Genomic DNA, 15,703 nt, shown 5'->3' on the forward strand with positions numbered 1-15,703 from the left:
CGCTTCGACTCATCGACCGTAGACCAGCTCGACGCGGCGGTTCTTGCCATACGCCGATTCATCACTGCCCTGCACGGCCGGACGCTCTTCGCCGTAGCTCACGGTGGTGATCTGATTTTCAGTCACGCCCTGGAGCATCAACGCGCGACGCACCGCCTGCGCACGACGCTCGCCCAGGCCGATGTTGTATTCACGCGAGCCGCGCTCGTCGGAATGGCCTTCCAGACGAACCTTCCGCTGCGGGCTGCCGTTCAGGAATTTCGCGTGCGCGGCCACCACCGGCACGAACTCCGGCTTGATCTCGGCGCGGTCGTAATCGAAGTACACGATCACACCGGCGGCCTTGGCCGCTTCCATCGCCTGCTGCTCGGCCGACAGCGCGCTGCTGCCGACGCCGCTGCTGTCCGCACCTTGGGTGCTGGTCGACGGCCCCACCGCCTCGGACGTGTTCTGCGCCTCGGGCAGGGGCTTGTTGCCACAGGCCGCCAGCATCAGGCCACTCACCGCGATCAGCATCAGCTGCGTTACACGCATCTACACTCTCCTGAATTTGATTGTTACGACCGGCGAACCCGCTGAAAAATCCGCCTGTCGCCATTTACAGACCAAAACTGCGGCGAATTTTGCCACAACTCGGGCCGGCACACGGGCCTTCGACGGACTTTTTCCTGCCCTGTTCCTGCTAATTCGCGTTCGGCGCGGGTGAAAACGGCGCCCACACCGGCTCGCGCACTTCGCCCACCGTATTGGTGAACCGCTCCGCCGTGCGGCCGTCGGTGGAGACCGTCGCCAGCACGCCACGACCTCTATCCTGCGTCGCATAGATCAACACCGCGCCGTTGGGCGCGAAGCTCGGACTCTCGTCCTGGCGTCCCTCCGACAGCACCTGCATGCCCTTCGAGGCCAGATCGATGACAGCAATTCGGTAATTGCCACGATCCAGGGTCACGACCGCGAGCTGTTTGCCATCCGGGGAGACGCGCGGCCGGGCGTTGTAGCCGCCCTCGAAGCTGACGCGCGTGGCGCGCTTCGGATTGTCCACCTCGATCTCATAAATCTGCGGCCCGCCGGCGCGATCGGAATTGATGTACAGCTTCTTGCCGTCGGACGACCAGCTCGGCTCGGTGTCGATGCCCGGATCGAAGGTCATGCGCGTGAGCACCTGACTATTGAGCTCCAACGTATAGACGTCGACATCGCCGTCCTTGCGCGACAACGTGAGCGCCAGGGTCTTGCCGTCCGGCGACCACGCCGGCGCACCGTTGATGCCCGCGCGAGCGGATACTCGTTTGCGCTCGCCCGTGCGCACTGTCTGCACATAGATCGCCGAAGCTTTGCTCTCGAACGAGACGTACGCGAGGCTCTGACCGTCGGGCGACCAGGCCGGCGACATGATCGGCTCGTCCGAGCTGAGCAGCGTCCGCTGATTCTCGCCGTCGTAATCCGAAACGACCAGCTTGTAACGCTGTTTGGGCGGTGTCCCTTCCGCGTTGACGAATGCAACACGGGTCGAGAAGGCGCCACGCACACCGGTGAGCTGCTCGAAAATGATGTCCGCGACACGGTGCGACAGCGCGCGCATGTTATTCGCGTTCGCCGTAACACGCCGGGGGTCGGACGGCTGTCCCAGCTTCTGTCCCGTCAGCACGTTGTAGATCTCGAATTGCGCGGCATAGCCCTGCCCTTCGGGCATCAGCTTGCCGACCACGATGAAGTCGGACTTCAGATAGCGCCAATCCTGGAATCGGATCTGATCGCCCTGCGTGGGCCGATCGATCATCTCCTTGCGATCCAGCGGCGCGAAACGGCCGCTACGCCGCAGATCGGCGGCCACGACTTCGGCCACGTCGAACGGCGCGGCGCCGCTGGAGGACCAGCCGAATGGCACGATCGCGATCGGCACCGCATCCTCGGCGGACTTGGTGATCTCGATGACCAGTTGCGCGTTGGCCGCGGCCGCGAACCACGACAGTGCGAAGCAAACGAAAACGGCAAAAGTTTTTTTCATCAGTCACAGCTCCTTCGAGCGAAATCGGATGGCCAGGCGCGTCAACCGGCGCCGGGCCTGAAATTGAACGTCAGGTCCGCCCTGAACAGGCGCGGATTCGATGGTGTCGGCAACGGCGATGCGTTCATCACTGCGTTCTGGACAGACTGTTTGACCGCGGCGTCACCGTTGCAGCTGCCAATTTTCGCGGACAGCACGACGCCGGCAGGGGTTTGCCTCACTGTCACCTGGCACAGCAGATCGTCCCGTGCCGAGAGCGGACGATTCCAACGACGCTCGACCGCTTGAGCGACCATGGCAATGTACTGCGCCATCTCCGGTGAGCTCGCGGCGGCCGCATCGGCGGCGGCGTTAGCCTCTTCTTCCTGCAATTGACGCTGCAAATCCGACTCCGCTGCCTCCCGCAAACGTTTGTCATCGGCCGCCTTGCGCCGCTCGGCCTCTTCCCGCTGCTTGCGCTGGATCTCGGCCACGCGCTTTGCTTCTTCCTCGGCGCGCTTCTTGCGCTCCGCTTCGGCGGCGGCCCGTTTCTTCTCCGCCTCCTGGCGCTCGCGCAGCTGCTGCTCTTCCGCCTGGCGGCGCTGTTCAGCGTCCTGGCGTTGTTTCAATTCGATCTGACGCTCCTGCTCGGCCCGTTGTTCCGCTTGCTTGCGCTGAACCTCTTCCTGCTCCCGGCGTTGCTGGTCGGCGGCCTGCTCCTGCTCGCGTTGCTTCTGTTGCTCGGCTTCCCGCTCGCGTTCGCGCTCGGCCTGCTGTTCGCGCTGCTGTTGCTGGGCGCGGTCCCGCTCCCGCTGCTGACGTTGCTGACGGGCAGCGTCATTCAGCATTTTCGGATCGACGACCACCGCCTGGATCGCCAGCTGCACGGGCGGCGGCGTGCGCTGCATATTCAGCATGGTCAGGCCAAATATGCCCGCAAACACCGCGTGCAGCAGCAGCGCGCCGAGAATGTACGTCCAGTGTTGTTTGACGAAATCGACCATGAGGCCTTAGCGCTTCTTGTTATTCCGCGCTTCCGCCGGATCGGTGATGAACCCCACCTTCTCGGCGCCCGCTTCTTGTAACAGCACCATGCCGTTGACGACGCGGCCATAGGGCACATTGGTGTCGGCCTTCACCAGCACCGGCGTCTGCGGCTCACGCTTCAACACCGTGGCGACCCGCTCGACCACGGCGTTTTCTTCGAGCGCCGTTTCCTCGTCCTTGCCAATATTCAAGTAGTACTGCCCCGAAGAGTCGACGCTCAGGATCAACGGCTGGTGCTGGCGCATCAGGTCTTCCGGCAGCGGCTCGGCGGCCGCCTTGGGCAGATCCACCTTGATGCCCTGAGTGAGCATGGGCGCGGTGATCATGAAAATGATCAGCAGCACGAGCATCACGTCGATGTATGGCACGACGTTCATCTCGGCGACGAGCCGCTTGCCGCGGCGGGCATTCATCGGGCTCATGCGTGCGCCTCGGCGCTACGCTGCGACTCACGAGAAGCCGATGCGTGACGCTGCAGGATCGTCGACAGCTCTTCGGTGAACGTGTCGTAGCGCACTTCGATGCGGCTCACCTGGTCGGCATAGCGGTTGTATGCGACCACCGCGGGAATAGCGGCAAACAAACCCATGGCCGTAGCAATGAGCGCCTCGGTGATGCCGGGAGCAACCATCGAGAGCGTCGCCTGCTGCACGTTACCGAGGCCGTGGAACGCATTCATGATGCCCCACACGGTGCCGAACAAGCCGACATACGGACTGGTCGAGCCGATGGTTGCGAGCATCGCGAGGCCCAACTCCAGACGGTCGCTTTCCCTGAGCAGCGCTACGCGCATACCGCGTCGTGCGCCTTCGATCAGCTGTGCGGAAGCAATGCCGCCTTGCTGGCGCAGGCGTGAGAACTCCCGAAAGCCCTGCTCGAAGATCGCCTCCATGCCCCGGGTGACCCGGCGGCTCTGGTCGATGGTGCGAAACATGGCGGTGAGATCGCCGCCCGACCAGAATGTTTCCTCGAAGCGGTCGGCATCGGTGCGCGCCTTCTTCAGCTCGGCACGTTTGCGCAGCATGATGGACCACGACACCAGCGACGCCAGCAGCAGCAGCGCCATCACGATCTGCACCACGATGCTGGCGTTGAGCACCAGCTCCAAAGGATCCAGGTTCTCTGACATCATTCCCGTCACTCCCAAGCGAATTCTTTTGGTAGGGCCGTCGGCCTCAAGCTCACGGCATCCAGGCACGCCACGCGCACCTTGCCTTCGACCAGCAGCTCGCCCTCGAGGCCGCCGCGAAACACCTGTTGCTGGAACGTGAAGCTGGCGCGCGTGCGCTGCGCGATCTCGCAGGTAACCAGCAGCTCATCGCCATATCGCGCCGGCCGGCGATAATGCGCTTCGATATCGACGACCACGAACATCAAGCCGTGCTGCTCCTTCAAAGGCAGCTGTTCGATGCCTGCGGCGCGCAGCCATTCGGTGCGGGCGCGCTCCATGAACTTCATATAGTTCGCGTAGTACACGATGCCGCCGGCATCAGTGTCTTCCCAATAGATGCGAACGGGCCAGGCAAAGGGCTTAGCCATCAAACAGCTCGCCAGTCCCGGGCCGTTCCGGCAATTTCAGACCGAAGTGATGATACGCCGTGCGCGTCGCCATCCGGCCGCGGGCGGTGCGCATGATGAAACCTTGTTGGATCAAATAGGGCTCGATCACATCCTCGATCGTGCCGCGCTCCTCGCCCAGCGCCGCCGACAGGCTTTCCACGCCCACCGGCCCGCCGTCGAATTTTTCGATGATGGTCAGCAGCAGCTTGCGGTCCATGACATCGAAGCCGAGCGGGTCCACGTCCAGCAAATCGAGCGCCGCCTGCGCCACTTCGTCGGTAATCCGGCCACTGGCGCGCACTTCGGCGTAGTCACGTACGCGCCGGAGCAATCGATTGGCGATACGCGGAGTTCCACGGGAGCGCTGGGCTATCCGGCCCGCGCCCGCCGTATCCGCCGGCACGCCCAGCAGGCTCGCGGAGCGAGTCACAATGCGTTGCAGCTCAGCCTGATCGTAAAACTCCAAACGCTGCACGATGCCGAACCGGTCTCGCAGCGGCGAAGTCAGCAGGCCGGCGCGCGTGGTCGCACCGATCAGCGTGAACGGCGGCAGGTCCAGTTTGATGGAGCGTGCGCCCGGCCCTTCGCCGATCATGATGTCGAGCTGAAAATCTTCCATCGCCGGATACAGGATCTCCTCGACCTGCGGGCTGAGCCGATGAATCTCGTCGACGAACAATACGTCGTTGGCCTGCAGATTGGTCAGCAGCGCCGCCAGATCCCCGGCGCGCTCGATCACCGGCCCCGAGGTCTGCCGCAGATTGACCCCGAGCTCGTTCGCGACGATGTTCGCCAGCGTGGTCTTGCCCAGGCCCGGCGGACCGAAGATCAACACGTGATCCAGCGCTTCGCGCCGGTTGCGCGCCGCCTGGATGAATATTTCCATCTGCGTCTTGACCGCCGTCTGGCCGACGTAATCGGCCAGTTTCTTCGGCCGCACGGCGCGGTCGAAGGCGGCTTCATCGCCCTGCGAGGCGGCGGAAACGATGCGGTCCTGCTCGATCATGCCTTAGGTATAAGTGTGAATTAGCGGCTGACAGCGGCTTGCAGCGCGCCGCGAATGATTTCCTCGGTGGTCTGCACCGACGCATCCACCGCCTTCAACAGCCGCGTCACCTCGGCGGGTTTGTAACCCAGAGCCACCAGCGCGCTGAAAGCCTCCGCTTGTGGACCGATCGCAGCCTCGCCGGTTCCCCCCGAAGGCAGCACAGCCTGCCCGGTGTCGCCAAATCCCTTCACCCGGTCGCGCATCTCGACCACCAGTCGCTCGGCGGTCTTGCGTCCCACGCCCGGCGTGCGCACCAGCGTGTCGATGTCCTGGGCCTCGATGCACATCAGGAAGGCGTCGACGGTGAGGCCCGACAGCAGCGCCAGAGCCAGCTTCGGCCCCACATTGGAAACTTTCAGCAGCTCGCGAAACAGCCGTCGCTCGCGCTCGGTGCCGAAGCCGAACAGGATGTGCGCATCCTCACGGACCACCAGGTGCGTGAACAAATGAATATCCGCGCCGGCCTGGGGCAGCCCATAGAACGTCGACATGGGCGCTTCCAGCTCGTAGCCGACGCCGCCCACGTCGATCACCAGCTGCGGGGGCTGCTTGGCGGTCAGCCGACCGCGCAGAAAACCGATCATTGGGCCGAGCCTGCGGCGAGCTGCTGCAGCTGGCGGTCGAGATTGCGGGAATGCGCGTGACAAAGCGCGATGGCCAGCGCGTCGGCCGCGTCGGCGCCGAGCGGCCCGGACAGATTCAACAAACGTCGCACCATCAACTGCACTTGTTCCTTCTGAGCGGCGCCGGTTCCCACGACGGCCAATTTCACCTCACGAGGCGCGTACTCAAAAACACGAGGACGCACGGCAAAAGTCGCACTCAGGGCCGCCCCTCGCGCCTGCCCGAGTTTCAGCGCGCTGTCGGCATTGCGATGCATGAACACGCGCTCGATCGCGACCTCGTCGGGCTGGTACTGGTTGGCGAGCTTATCCACCCCGGCAAAAATTTCCTGCAGCCGATCGGCCAGCGAAGCGCCGCGGGCACGGATCGATCCGCTCACCACGTACGTAACCTTCGGCCCGGTCTCCACCACCGCGTAACCGGTGCACAGTGAGCCCGGATCCAGGCCCAGGATTCGAACACTCGCTGCCGGCGCCGCCATTGTCGTCGTCGCGGCCACCGAGCGCTGCCGAAGGCTCAGAACAGCCGCCGATACCTTTGTGTCACCCCGGGCGAGGTTGAGCTCGGCGAGACTTTTCGGGCGCCTGTGTCTGCGCAAGGACTCCCTCTGCCTGGACCCGCGCGGGTCTTGAGTTGCGAAGCCGGTATGATACCGGCAACGGCTACAAACCGACACGATCCGCGCTTTCCATGCCTTCCGTCGACGACGCTGCATCCGACACCGAGCAGACCGCGAACGCCCGCCGCCGGGCCCGAGAGCTGCTGTCGAAACTCGCGGCCGCGGTCGGTGAGGACAAGCCCAAGGCGCCAGCCGCACTGGCGCGTGCGCAGGCCATCGTCGACATCCTGGTCACGTTGACCGATGACGACGACATTCTCGGCGGCGCCCTGCTCTTGCCACTGCTCGAAGCCGAGGTGATCACGCCGGAACAGGCGACCGCGACGCTCAGCGCACCAGCCAACCGGATCGCCACCGAGCTGCAGCGACTGGGCTCGCTGAATATCAGCATCCCGACGGGCGCCGCCGGCGCTCGGACCGCGCCGTCGCTCTCGAGCAATCAAGCCGAGGGCTTGCGCAAGATGCTGCTCGCCATCGTCACCGACCCACGGCTCGTACTCGTCAAGCTCGCGGCTCAATTGCAGCAGCTGCGCGATAGCAAGGACGCGCCGGCCGTCGAACGCGAACGTCTCGCTTATGAAACGCGGGAGGTCTACGCCCCGCTCGCGAATCGCCTCGGTGTGTGGCAACTGAAGTGGGAGCTGGAGGATCTGAGCTTCCGCTACCTCGATCCGGAGAGCTACAAGACCATCGCCGGCTGGCTCGCCTCCAAGCGCATCGACCGGGAGCGTTACATCGGCGAGGTCATCGAAGTGCTGCGCCGGGAGCTGGACAAGGCGCACATCCCGAGCGCGGAAATCGCCGGCCGGCCGAAGCACATCTACAGCATCTGGCGAAAGATGCATCGCAAGGGGCTGCAGTTCGATCAGCTCTACGACGTGCGCGCCGTGCGCGTGCTGGTCGATTCGATCGCCGATTGTTATGCCGCGCTCGGCATCGTGCACGGCATGTGGCCTTACATTCCCGGCGAGTTCGACGACTACATTGCCACGCCCAAGGACAACCTCTATCGCTCCCTGCACACGGCCGTCATCGGCCCGGGCAAGCTGCCGCTGGAAGTGCAGATCCGCACGCGCGAGATGCATGCGCATGCCGAGCTCGGCGTCGCAGCTCACTGGCGCTACAAGGAAGGCGGCAAGGCGAATCCGGCTTACGAGCAGAAGATCGTCTGGCTCCGGCAAGTGCTCGAGCCCACCGAGCGCGGCGAGGAAACCGAAGGCGAGTTTCTGGATCGGGTGCGCTCGGAGCTGTTCGAGGATCGGGTCTACGCCATTTCACCGCGAGGCGAAGTGGTCGACCTGCCGCGCGGCGCGACGCCGCTCGATTTCGCCTATCACGTGCACACCGATCTGGGTCATCGCTGCCGGGGCGCGAAGGTCAACGGCCGCATGGTGCCGCTCAATCAGGTCCTGCAGAACGGCGATCAGGTCGAGATCATCACCGGCAAGCAGCTCAATCCGAGCCGCGACTGGCTGGTGCCCTCGCTCGGCTATCTGGCCTCGCCGCGCAACCGGAACAAGGTTCGCTCGTTCTTCCGTAAGCTGGACGAGCAGCAGAACACCCAGCAGGGCCGACAGATTCTCGAACGTGAATTGCAGCGGCTCGCCATTCACTCGGTGACGCTGCCGGAGCTGATCGGCGAGTTCAATTTCGACAACGCCGATCAGCTGTATCGGGCGATCGGCGAAGGCGAAATCAACGTCGCCCAGATCAGCGGCGCCGTGCAGCGGCGCGCCAAGCCGCAGGAATTGCCGACGCCGGTGTTGCGCCGTCCGATGGCCGAGCCGAAGAAGGCCTCCGGCATCACCATCGATGGCGTCGATGATCTGCTGTCGAACTTCGCCGGCTGCTGCAGCCCCGTGCCACCCGAACCCATTGCCGGTTACATCACGCTCGGTCGTGGCGTCAGCATCCATCGCGATAACTGCGCCAATTTCAAACGGCTCGCGACCGCAAACCCGGAGCGCGTCATTCCGGTCGAATGGGGCTCGGGCGGCGAGCGCTCGTTCCCGGTCGACATCAACGTTCGCGCTTACGACCGGCGCGGCCTGTTGCGCGACGTGAGCGCCGTGCTCGCCGATTCCAAGATCAACATCCACGCCATGAACACGTTGACACACGAAACCGATGGCATCGCCGACATGAACCTGAAGGTCACGGTTCACGATCTGGAAGAGCTGTCCCGGGTGCTGGCCCGCATCCAGGGCTTACCCAACGTGCTCAGCGCCCGACGCAAGGTCCAACTATGAAGCTGGTTTCCAATACTCTGCTCGATGAAATGACAGCCAAGGCGGCGGCCAGCCCGCGCCGCCGGGCCCACCACAATCTACACACTTCACCGAGCGATCCGGTGCAGCGCTTCGTCATCGTGGCCCAGAGCGATACCTATATTCGCCCGCATCGACACCTGACCAAGTCGGAGCTGTGCACGGTGGTGCGCGGACGTTTCGAAGTCGTCGTGTTCGACGCTGACGGCACGATCACGGAGCGAACCGTCGTCGGTGAGGGTACGCCGAATATCGCGTACGAACTGCCAGCGCAGACGTGGCACACGTTGCTGACGCTCACTGACGGCGCCGCGTTCGTCGAAGTGAAAGAAGGGCCTTACGATCCCACGACCGCTGCCGAGTTCGCGCGATGGGCGCCGGAGGAAGGACAGTCTACGGCTGACTTTCAGCGTTGGATCAAAACGGCGCCGGTGGGCGCGCGCGTACCGTCTCTTTCTTAAGTCGAGGCAGCGGCCAGCGCTGTTTCCATGGCGCTGTTTCCTTGCACACGGAACGCGGCGATCTCGGATTCGCTCCACTCACGCACGATACGGCCGTCGATCAGCAGCGCCGCTTTGTCGGCGTAGTGTTCGACGATGTCCAATGAGTGTGTAGCCAGTAGCACGGCACAGCGGCCGTTGGTCAGTCGATGCTGCAAGTGATGTTTGACCAGCAGCGCACTGGCCGGGTCGAGTCCATTGAACGCCTCATCCAGCACGATCACCGTCGGCTCGCCGAGCAGTGCGAGCAGGATGCAAAGCTTCTGTCGTGTGCCCAGCGAATAGGTATCGACAAAGCTGTCGAAGTAGCCATCGAAGCGCAGCTCGTGCGCCAGCGCGAGGACATCAGCGCCGATCTCTGTCAGTCCTTTCGCCTGCGCGTACACCTCGAGACATTGGCGGCCGGTGAGCAATCCGGGCAGTTGCTCTGGCGCGCACGCATAACCCAGTCGTTGCTTGGCTGCGAGCGGCTCGGTAGTCGCGGAATGTCCGGCGATGAAGAGATCACCCGACGATGGCGTGAGCGCGCCGCTGATACAACGAAGCAGCGTGCTCTTGCCGACGCCATTCGGCCCGAGCAAGCAAAACCACTCACCCGCCGGCACCTGCAAACTCACGCCGCTCAGCACTTCACGCTTGCCGTACTTGGCGTGCACCTGGCGAACATCGAGCACGATCGAAGTCATGTTCCTGCTCCTGCACGCAACAGCGGCAGGCTTTCCTCATCGCTCGCGTGATCTTCACAGGACGTCATGTCTTGGCTCCGGCGCGCAGTTGTAAGATGGTCGCGAAGGCCGCGACTGCGGCAACGGCTAGCGCGATCTTCACTACTGGCGATCGGCCGCGATAGTTGTCGACCAGCGCGAACCCGGCGATTGAAACGAACAGCCCTAGCCAGAGTGCCGCGACCTGCAGCGCCACGCCAATAGGCGCACCGAGCATGACCATGCAGCCGACCGCCAGTACCACACCGATGATCTGATGCGTGAGTGCACGGCGCGATACTGACCAGACGAACCCCACGAGCGTGATCGGCGTTGCGCGCAGCCATGCGGCGGCCGATTTCGCGACGGTCGTCATCGCCGATACCAGCGCCGCCAGGTAACTCGCAACGAAGTACATCGCGACGACCGACAGCCCGGCGATGGCGGACGAGCCGCCCTGCACGGCGAGCAAGGCTGCGACCAGCACGTAACGCGAGTTTTCCGGACGGCTCCACGCCAGCACCTGAGCGATGGGCCATCCGGCCAATGCGGCCGCATCCGGGCGCATGCTCTCGTTCGCCGGCCTGCCCGAGGGTCGTGGCACGTAACGCGAAGGAACGACGCCTGACACCCTCGCTCGCCCACCCGTCCACCATCCGAAAACGCCACCAATGAGTAATGCGCCCCCCGCGGCGCCTGCAACTTTTTCAGCGGCGGCAGCGATGCCCTCGTTCGTCACTGCGACCAACGCAGGAAACAGCACCACGATCACTGCGATGACAACCAGCGGCAGCAGCACGCGAATCGCGTGCGAGACGAGCAAGCTTCGGGGCGGGATGGGCGTGGCGATGAGCCACGACTGGGACTTCGCTTCTTCGAGCTGTCGCCGGCGTCCACTCACGGAGCTCGCGGCATAGATCGCCGCCACCACGGCCAGTAAGACCCAATAGTCCGCCAGCCCCTCGATGGCGCCAACGACGTGCCCCGACCACGCAAACAACAGCGCGATCACCACCGCGAGAACACTTAAGACCAGCAGTACGGTCTTACTGCCCTCCCCACGCCACCGTGACAACCAATTAAGGAGCCGCAGCCATTCGACCAGCAACGCCGGATGCCGACGCAGAAACGTCGGCGTCGAAGCCAGCAAGGACGTTACGCGGTCTGCGCCTTCAGTCGCCACGTTCGCAGCCCGTACAGCACGAACACCACGGCCAGCACGACGACCAACGCAGTGAACTGCTCGCCCGTCACCGTCTCATAGAACAGCCACGACAACGACAGGCACGCCGCGATTGGCACCAGCGGCCCGCCGGGGGTCAGGTACGGCTCGCCGTCGGTGCGGATGTCTTTCTTGCGCAGGACATAGGCTGCGATCGCACACAGGAAATAAAGACTCAACGCCGACAGGTTCGCGAAGATGGTCAATGTTTCATACGTGCCCGACAACGCGATCGAAGCGACGATCACACCATAAACGACGATGGCTTTGTGCGGGCTCTGGAAGGACGGATGCACCGAAGACAGCGTGCGAGGCAGGAACCCGTCGCGGCTCATCGCGAACAGGCCGCGCGGCTCGGACAGAACATTCGCGCTCAAATAGCCGAACATCGAAATCACGGCGCCCACGACCAGGATCGTGCGTCCGACCGGCCCGACGATTGCGCCCGCCGCGCTGGCCAGCGGCGTGGTGCGATCGTTCGCCAGGTCCGTGCCCATGATGCCGAGCGCGACGAATTGAATCGCGAGGTACAACAGCGTCGCCGCACCCAGCGCCATGAACGCCGCACGTGGCACGGTCTTGGAGGGATTCTTCACCTCACCGCTCGGCATCAGCGAGCCTTCGATGCCCGAGAAAGCGAAGATCACGATGCCCGCCGTGCTCAGCACGCTGCTCGCTTCGGGAACGTGGGTCCAGACCAGATTCGACGGCTCGATGAAGAACACGCCGATCGCGACGAACGCGAGCAGCGGTAACAATTTGGCGACCGTGACTCCCTCGATGACGCGCGCCCCGGTTTTCACGCCGCGATAGTTGATCGCGACGAGGGTGCCGACGAGCAACACGACGACAGCCCGGTAAACCCAGGCTGAGCTGCCTGGCGCCAGCGTCAGAATGGATCGAGCCAGCACGTTACAAACACCCGCCGCGGCCGAGGTACCGGTGGCCAGCACCAAACATCCAGCCACGAAGCCCCACATCGGTCCGATCGCTGTTTCCACATAGGCATAGGGCCCGCCGGTCGCGGAAACCCGGCTGCCTGCCTCGGCGAAACACATGACCACCAGGCCGATGATGATTGCGCAGGCCACATAGGCCAGCGGCGCGGCGGTGCCGAGCTGCAGGACGGCGAAGGCCGGCAGCACGAAAATGCCGCTGCCCACCGTGTAGTTGAAGATGGTCGCTGCCAGCTGGCGGGTCCCCAGCTCGCGGGCCAACAGTGCGTCCGGATTGCCGGCCTGAACGGCCGAGGTGTTATTAGTGTCGTGCATCGGCCGGAGGATAGCCGATGCGAAGGCGCAAGAGACCAGCGCCTAGGAGTTCAAAATCATCATTTCATGGATCGTACCCACCGTCCGGCCCGCGGGCGCGGACGGTGGGCCCGAATTCGATCAACGATTCGGAAAGTCGATCGCGATCTTGTCCGCGTTCAGCGCCGCCTCGTGCACAGCCTCGGACAGGGTCGGGTGCGCGTGGATGGTCCGCTGCAGGTCTTCGGTGCTCGCCGAGTACTCCATCGCCAGCACGGCTTCGGCGATCAGCTCGCCGGCCATCGGGCCGATGATGTGAACGCCCAGGATCTCATCGTCATCCGTCGCCGCGACGATCTTGGCAAAGCCTGCGGTCGCTTCCATCGCACGAGCGCGACCGCTGGCGAGGAACGGGAACGAGCCGACCTTGTAAGCACGGCCGCTCTTCTTCACTTCCTCTTCGGTCAGGCCGACCCAGGCGATTTCGGGCGCGGTGTAGATGACCGAAGGAATGGTCTTGTAATTCACTTCGGCGATCTTGCCGGCGATCAGGTCGGCGACCATCACGCCCTCTTCCTTGCCCTTGTGCGCGAGCATGGGGCCGCGCACGACGTCACCGACCGCCCACACGTTGGCTGCGTCGGTCTTGCAGTCGTGATCGACCTTGATGAAGCCGCGCTCATCGATCTGCACGCCGGTGCCGTCACCGAGCAGATCCTTGGTGAAGGGACGACGGCCGATCGCGACCACGACCTTGTCCACTTCCAGGGTCTGCTCGCCCTTGGCGTCGCTGTACTTCAGCTTCACGCCGCTGGCCGACTTGTCGGCGCCGCTGACTTTGGCGCCCAGGCGGATGTCGAGACCGAGCTTCTTGAAGTGCTTGAGCGCTTCCTTGGCGACGGCCCCGTCGGCAGCCGGCAGGAACGTTTCGAGCGCTTCGAGCACCACGACTTCCGAGCCGAGACGACGCCAAACGCTGCCGAGCTCCAGACCGATGACGCCGGCGCCGACGACGCACAGACGCTTCGGCACGCTGTCGAATTCCAACGCGCCCCACGAGTCGACGATCTGCTTGCCGTCGAACGGCATGCTCTTCAGTTCGGTCGGCGAGGAGCCCGAAGCGAGAATGACGTGCTTGGCGGTCAGCTCTTCCTTCTTGCCATCCTTGCCGGTGAACTCGACCTTGTTGCCCTTGAGCAGCTTGCCGTGGCCCTGCAGACCAGTGACCCCCGCGGCCTTGAACAGCGAGCTGATGCCCTGAGTCGAGGCCTTCACGATGCCGGCGCGACGCTTCTGCATCGTCGCCACATCGACGGACACATCGCCGACCTTGATGCCGTGAACCGCGAACTCGTGCTGGGCCCGGTGCACCAGCTCCGAGGATTCGAGCAGCGCTTTGGAAGGAATACAGCCCGCATTCAAGCAGGTGCCGCCGAAGGCATACGAACCGTCCTTGTTCACCCACTCATCGATGCAGGCCACTTTGAGCTTGTTCTGGCCGGCGCGGATGGCGGCGGGATAACCGGCGGGACCACCGCCGATGACGATGACGTCGTACTGGGACATGCGAGCTCCGCAACTATTCTTTATCTAGGAAACAAAATGGGGACAGGAATGGACGCTGCAAGCGCAGCGTCCATCCCCAGCAGGCAGGTTACAGCTGCAGCAGCAGGCGCGCCGGATCTTCCAGCGCTTCCTTGATCGCCACCAGGAACTGTACCGACTCGCGGCCGTCGACGATGCGATGGTCGTAAGTGAGCGCCAGGTACATCATCGGGCGGATCTTGATCTCGCCGTCGACCACCATCGGACGCTCCTGGATCTTGTGCATGCCGAGGATCGCGACCTGCGGCGGATTCAGGATCGGCGTCGACATCAGCGAGCCGAACACGCCGCCGTTGGTGATCGTGAACGTGCCGCCGGTCAGCTCTTCCAGGGAGATCGAGCCGTCGCGGGCCTTCTTGGCGTAGTCGCCCACGCCCTGCTCCAGTTCGGCGAAGCTCAGCGCTTCAGCGTTACGAAGCACCGGCACCATCAAGCCGCGCTCCGTGGAGACCGCGACGCCGATGTCGTAGAACTCGTGATAGACGATGTCGTTGCCGTCGATGGACGCGTTCACCGCCGGGAACTTGCGCAGCGCTTCGATCGCCGCCTTGATGAAGAACGAGCTGAAGCCCAGCTTCACGCCGTGCGCCTTCTCGAACTTGTCCTTGTAGCGGGCGCGGATCTCGTTCACCGCCGTCAGGTCGACTTCGTTGAACGTCGTCAGCATCGCAGCCGTGGACTGCGCTTGAATCAAACGCTCGGCAATGCGAGCACGCAGACGAGTCATCGGCACGCGCTGCTCGTTGCGCGAGCCAACAGCCGCCGGCAACTTCACAGCCGGAGCTTTCGCGGCCGGCGCCTTCGCTTCCGCCGGAGCCGGCTTGCCCGCCATGTGTTGAATCACGTCGCCCTTGCTCACGCGGCCATCGCGGCCGCTGCCAGCGATCTGCGTGGCATCGAGTTTGTGCTCTTCGACCATGCGCTTCGCGGCCGGAGCGAGCTTGCCGCCGGCAGCGGCAGCAGCCTTCTCGGCAGGAGCCGCTTCGGCCTTCGCTTCGCTCTTGGCAGCAGGAACAGCAGCAACGCCCTCGCCCGCCTCCAGAATCGCCAGCACCTGACCGCTCGTGACAGTCGCGCCGTTCTCGACCTTCAGCTCTTTGATCACGCCTGCCGACGGCGCCGGCACTTCGAGCACCACCTTGTCGGTTTCCAGGTCGACCAGATTTTCATCGCGGCTGACGGCCTCGCCGGGCTTCTTGTGCCAGGACACCAGGGTGGCGTCGGTAACGGACTCGGGTAATTGCGGAACCTTGATTTCGATACTCATCAT

Annotated in this window: 16 protein-coding genes; 2 read left to right on the top strand and 14 right to left on the bottom strand. The window is 63.9% G+C overall.

Translation table 11 applies throughout. The features are described 5' to 3' along the window. Positions 1–9 precede the first annotated feature (9 nt). From pal to ruvC, 9 genes are all read right to left on the bottom strand, one after another. Entirely contained in the window at positions 10–534 is a 525-nt protein-coding gene (gene pal / locus EK373_RS30015; RefSeq protein ID WP_129648834.1) for a peptidoglycan-associated lipoprotein Pal, read from the bottom strand. Positions 535–682: 148 nt separating this feature from the next. After that, positions 683–2,008, bottom strand: coding sequence for a Tol-Pal system beta propeller repeat protein TolB (gene tolB, locus EK373_RS30020; RefSeq protein WP_129648836.1), 1,326 nt, complete (start codon positions 2,006–2,008; stop codon positions 683–685). 41 nt (positions 2,009–2,049) lie between these two features. Further along, a complete protein-coding gene (tolA, locus tag EK373_RS30025) occupies positions 2,050–2,991 on the bottom strand; it encodes a cell envelope integrity protein TolA (RefSeq protein WP_129648838.1) in 942 nt (313 codons plus the stop codon). Positions 2,992–2,997: 6 nt separating this feature from the next. Then, a complete protein-coding gene (tolR, locus tag EK373_RS30030) occupies positions 2,998–3,447 on the bottom strand; it encodes a protein TolR (RefSeq protein ID WP_129649077.1) in 450 nt (149 codons plus the stop codon). A gap of 5 nt (positions 3,448–3,452) precedes the next feature. After that, positions 3,453–4,163, bottom strand: coding sequence for a protein TolQ (gene tolQ / locus EK373_RS30035; RefSeq protein WP_129649079.1), 711 nt, complete (start codon positions 4,161–4,163; stop codon positions 3,453–3,455). Between the two features lie 8 nt (positions 4,164–4,171). Continuing rightward, entirely contained in the window at positions 4,172–4,573 is a 402-nt protein-coding gene (gene ybgC / locus EK373_RS30040; RefSeq protein WP_129648840.1) for a tol-pal system-associated acyl-CoA thioesterase, read from the bottom strand. Continuing rightward, the gene (gene ruvB, locus EK373_RS30045; protein ID WP_129648842.1) at positions 4,566–5,600 is read right to left on the bottom strand and encodes a Holliday junction branch migration DNA helicase RuvB; all 1,035 of its coding nucleotides are present in this window, start codon (positions 5,598–5,600) and stop codon (positions 4,566–4,568) included. Before ruvB ends, ybgC begins: the two co-directional genes overlap by 8 nt. 20 nt (positions 5,601–5,620) lie before the next feature. Continuing rightward, the gene (ruvA, locus tag EK373_RS30050) at positions 5,621–6,226 is read right to left on the bottom strand and encodes a Holliday junction branch migration protein RuvA (RefSeq protein WP_129648843.1); all 606 of its coding nucleotides are present in this window, start codon (positions 6,224–6,226) and stop codon (positions 5,621–5,623) included. Next, on the bottom strand, positions 6,223–6,765 hold the full coding sequence (gene ruvC / locus EK373_RS30055; protein ID WP_232831391.1) for a crossover junction endodeoxyribonuclease RuvC: 543 nt from the start codon (positions 6,763–6,765) through the stop codon (positions 6,223–6,225). Before ruvC ends, ruvA begins: the two co-directional genes overlap by 4 nt. A 191-nt stretch (positions 6,766–6,956) precedes the next feature. Here ruvC and EK373_RS30060 point away from each other — a divergent pair, with 191 nt between their 5' ends. Both EK373_RS30060 and EK373_RS30065 read left to right on the top strand, forming a co-directional pair. Beyond that, complete coding sequence (locus EK373_RS30060; RefSeq protein ID WP_129648845.1) at positions 6,957–9,134, top strand: RelA/SpoT family protein; 2,178 nt, start codon at positions 6,957–6,959, stop codon at positions 9,132–9,134. Beyond that, a complete protein-coding gene (locus tag EK373_RS30065; protein WP_129648847.1) occupies positions 9,131–9,613 on the top strand; it encodes a WbuC family cupin fold metalloprotein in 483 nt (160 codons plus the stop codon). The genes EK373_RS30060 and EK373_RS30065 overlap by 4 nt, the downstream gene beginning before the upstream one ends. On the opposite strand, the gene EK373_RS30070 is transcribed toward EK373_RS30065, so the two are convergent. From EK373_RS30070 to odhB, 5 genes are all read right to left on the bottom strand, one after another. Next, positions 9,610–10,338 carry an ABC transporter ATP-binding protein gene (locus tag EK373_RS30070; protein ID WP_129648849.1) on the bottom strand — a complete coding sequence of 243 codons (729 nt, stop codon included), beginning with the start codon at positions 10,336–10,338 and terminating at the stop codon, positions 9,610–9,612. The genes EK373_RS30065 and EK373_RS30070 overlap by 4 nt on opposite strands. A gap of 64 nt (positions 10,339–10,402) precedes the next feature. Beyond that, positions 10,403–11,539 carry a hypothetical protein gene (locus tag EK373_RS30075; protein WP_129648851.1) on the bottom strand — a complete coding sequence of 379 codons (1,137 nt, stop codon included), beginning with the start codon at positions 11,537–11,539 and terminating at the stop codon, positions 10,403–10,405. Beyond that, positions 11,512–12,849 carry an APC family permease gene (locus EK373_RS30080; RefSeq protein WP_129648853.1) on the bottom strand — a complete coding sequence of 446 codons (1,338 nt, stop codon included), beginning with the start codon at positions 12,847–12,849 and terminating at the stop codon, positions 11,512–11,514. The genes EK373_RS30075 and EK373_RS30080 overlap by 28 nt, the downstream gene beginning before the upstream one ends. Before the next feature lie 120 nt (positions 12,850–12,969). Next, positions 12,970–14,394, bottom strand: coding sequence for a dihydrolipoyl dehydrogenase (gene lpdA, locus EK373_RS30085; protein WP_129648855.1), 1,425 nt, complete (start codon positions 14,392–14,394; stop codon positions 12,970–12,972). 88 nt (positions 14,395–14,482) lie between these two features. Beyond that, positions 14,483–15,700, bottom strand: a complete 1,218-nt coding sequence (gene odhB, locus EK373_RS30090; protein WP_129648857.1) for a 2-oxoglutarate dehydrogenase complex dihydrolipoyllysine-residue succinyltransferase — start codon at positions 15,698–15,700, stop codon at positions 14,483–14,485. Positions 15,701–15,703: the final 3 nt, after the last annotated feature.

It is taken from the genome of Peristeroidobacter agariperforans, assembly GCF_004138335.1.
In the GTDB taxonomy this organism is placed as follows: domain Bacteria; phylum Pseudomonadota; class Gammaproteobacteria; order Steroidobacterales; family Steroidobacteraceae; genus Steroidobacter; species Steroidobacter agariperforans.

What these genes read in the sequence shown, in the direction of transcription:
- tolB (WP_129648836.1), bottom strand. Translation starts at nt 2,008, where the DNA reads ATGAAAAAAACTTTTGCCGTTTTCGTTTGCTTCGCACTGTCGTGGTTC.
- odhB (WP_129648857.1), bottom strand. Translation starts at nt 15,700, where the DNA reads ATGAGTATCGAAATCAAGGTTCCGCAATTACCCGAGTCCGTTACCGAC.
- lpdA (WP_129648855.1), bottom strand. Translation starts at nt 14,394, where the DNA reads ATGTCCCAGTACGACGTCATCGTCATCGGCGGTGGTCCCGCCGGTTAT.
- EK373_RS30070 (WP_129648849.1), bottom strand. Translation starts at nt 10,338, where the DNA reads ATGACTTCGATCGTGCTCGATGTTCGCCAGGTGCACGCCAAGTACGGC.
- EK373_RS30080 (WP_129648853.1), bottom strand. Translation starts at nt 12,849, where the DNA reads ATGCACGACACTAATAACACCTCGGCCGTTCAGGCCGGCAATCCGGAC.
- ruvA (WP_129648843.1), bottom strand. Translation starts at nt 6,226, where the DNA reads ATGATCGGTTTTCTGCGCGGTCGGCTGACCGCCAAGCAGCCCCCGCAG.
- tolA (WP_129648838.1), bottom strand. Translation starts at nt 2,991, where the DNA reads ATGGTCGATTTCGTCAAACAACACTGGACGTACATTCTCGGCGCGCTG.
- tolR (WP_129649077.1), bottom strand. Translation starts at nt 3,447, where the DNA reads ATGAATGCCCGCCGCGGCAAGCGGCTCGTCGCCGAGATGAACGTCGTG.
- tolQ (WP_129649079.1), bottom strand. Translation starts at nt 4,163, where the DNA reads ATGTCAGAGAACCTGGATCCTTTGGAGCTGGTGCTCAACGCCAGCATC.
- ybgC (WP_129648840.1), bottom strand. Translation starts at nt 4,573, where the DNA reads ATGGCTAAGCCCTTTGCCTGGCCCGTTCGCATCTATTGGGAAGACACT.
- pal (WP_129648834.1), bottom strand. Translation starts at nt 534, where the DNA reads ATGCGTGTAACGCAGCTGATGCTGATCGCGGTGAGTGGCCTGATGCTG.
- EK373_RS30065 (WP_129648847.1), top strand. Translation starts at nt 9,131, where the DNA reads ATGAAGCTGGTTTCCAATACTCTGCTCGATGAAATGACAGCCAAGGCG.
- EK373_RS30060 (WP_129648845.1), top strand. Translation starts at nt 6,957, where the DNA reads ATGCCTTCCGTCGACGACGCTGCATCCGACACCGAGCAGACCGCGAAC.
- ruvB (WP_129648842.1), bottom strand. Translation starts at nt 5,600, where the DNA reads ATGATCGAGCAGGACCGCATCGTTTCCGCCGCCTCGCAGGGCGATGAA.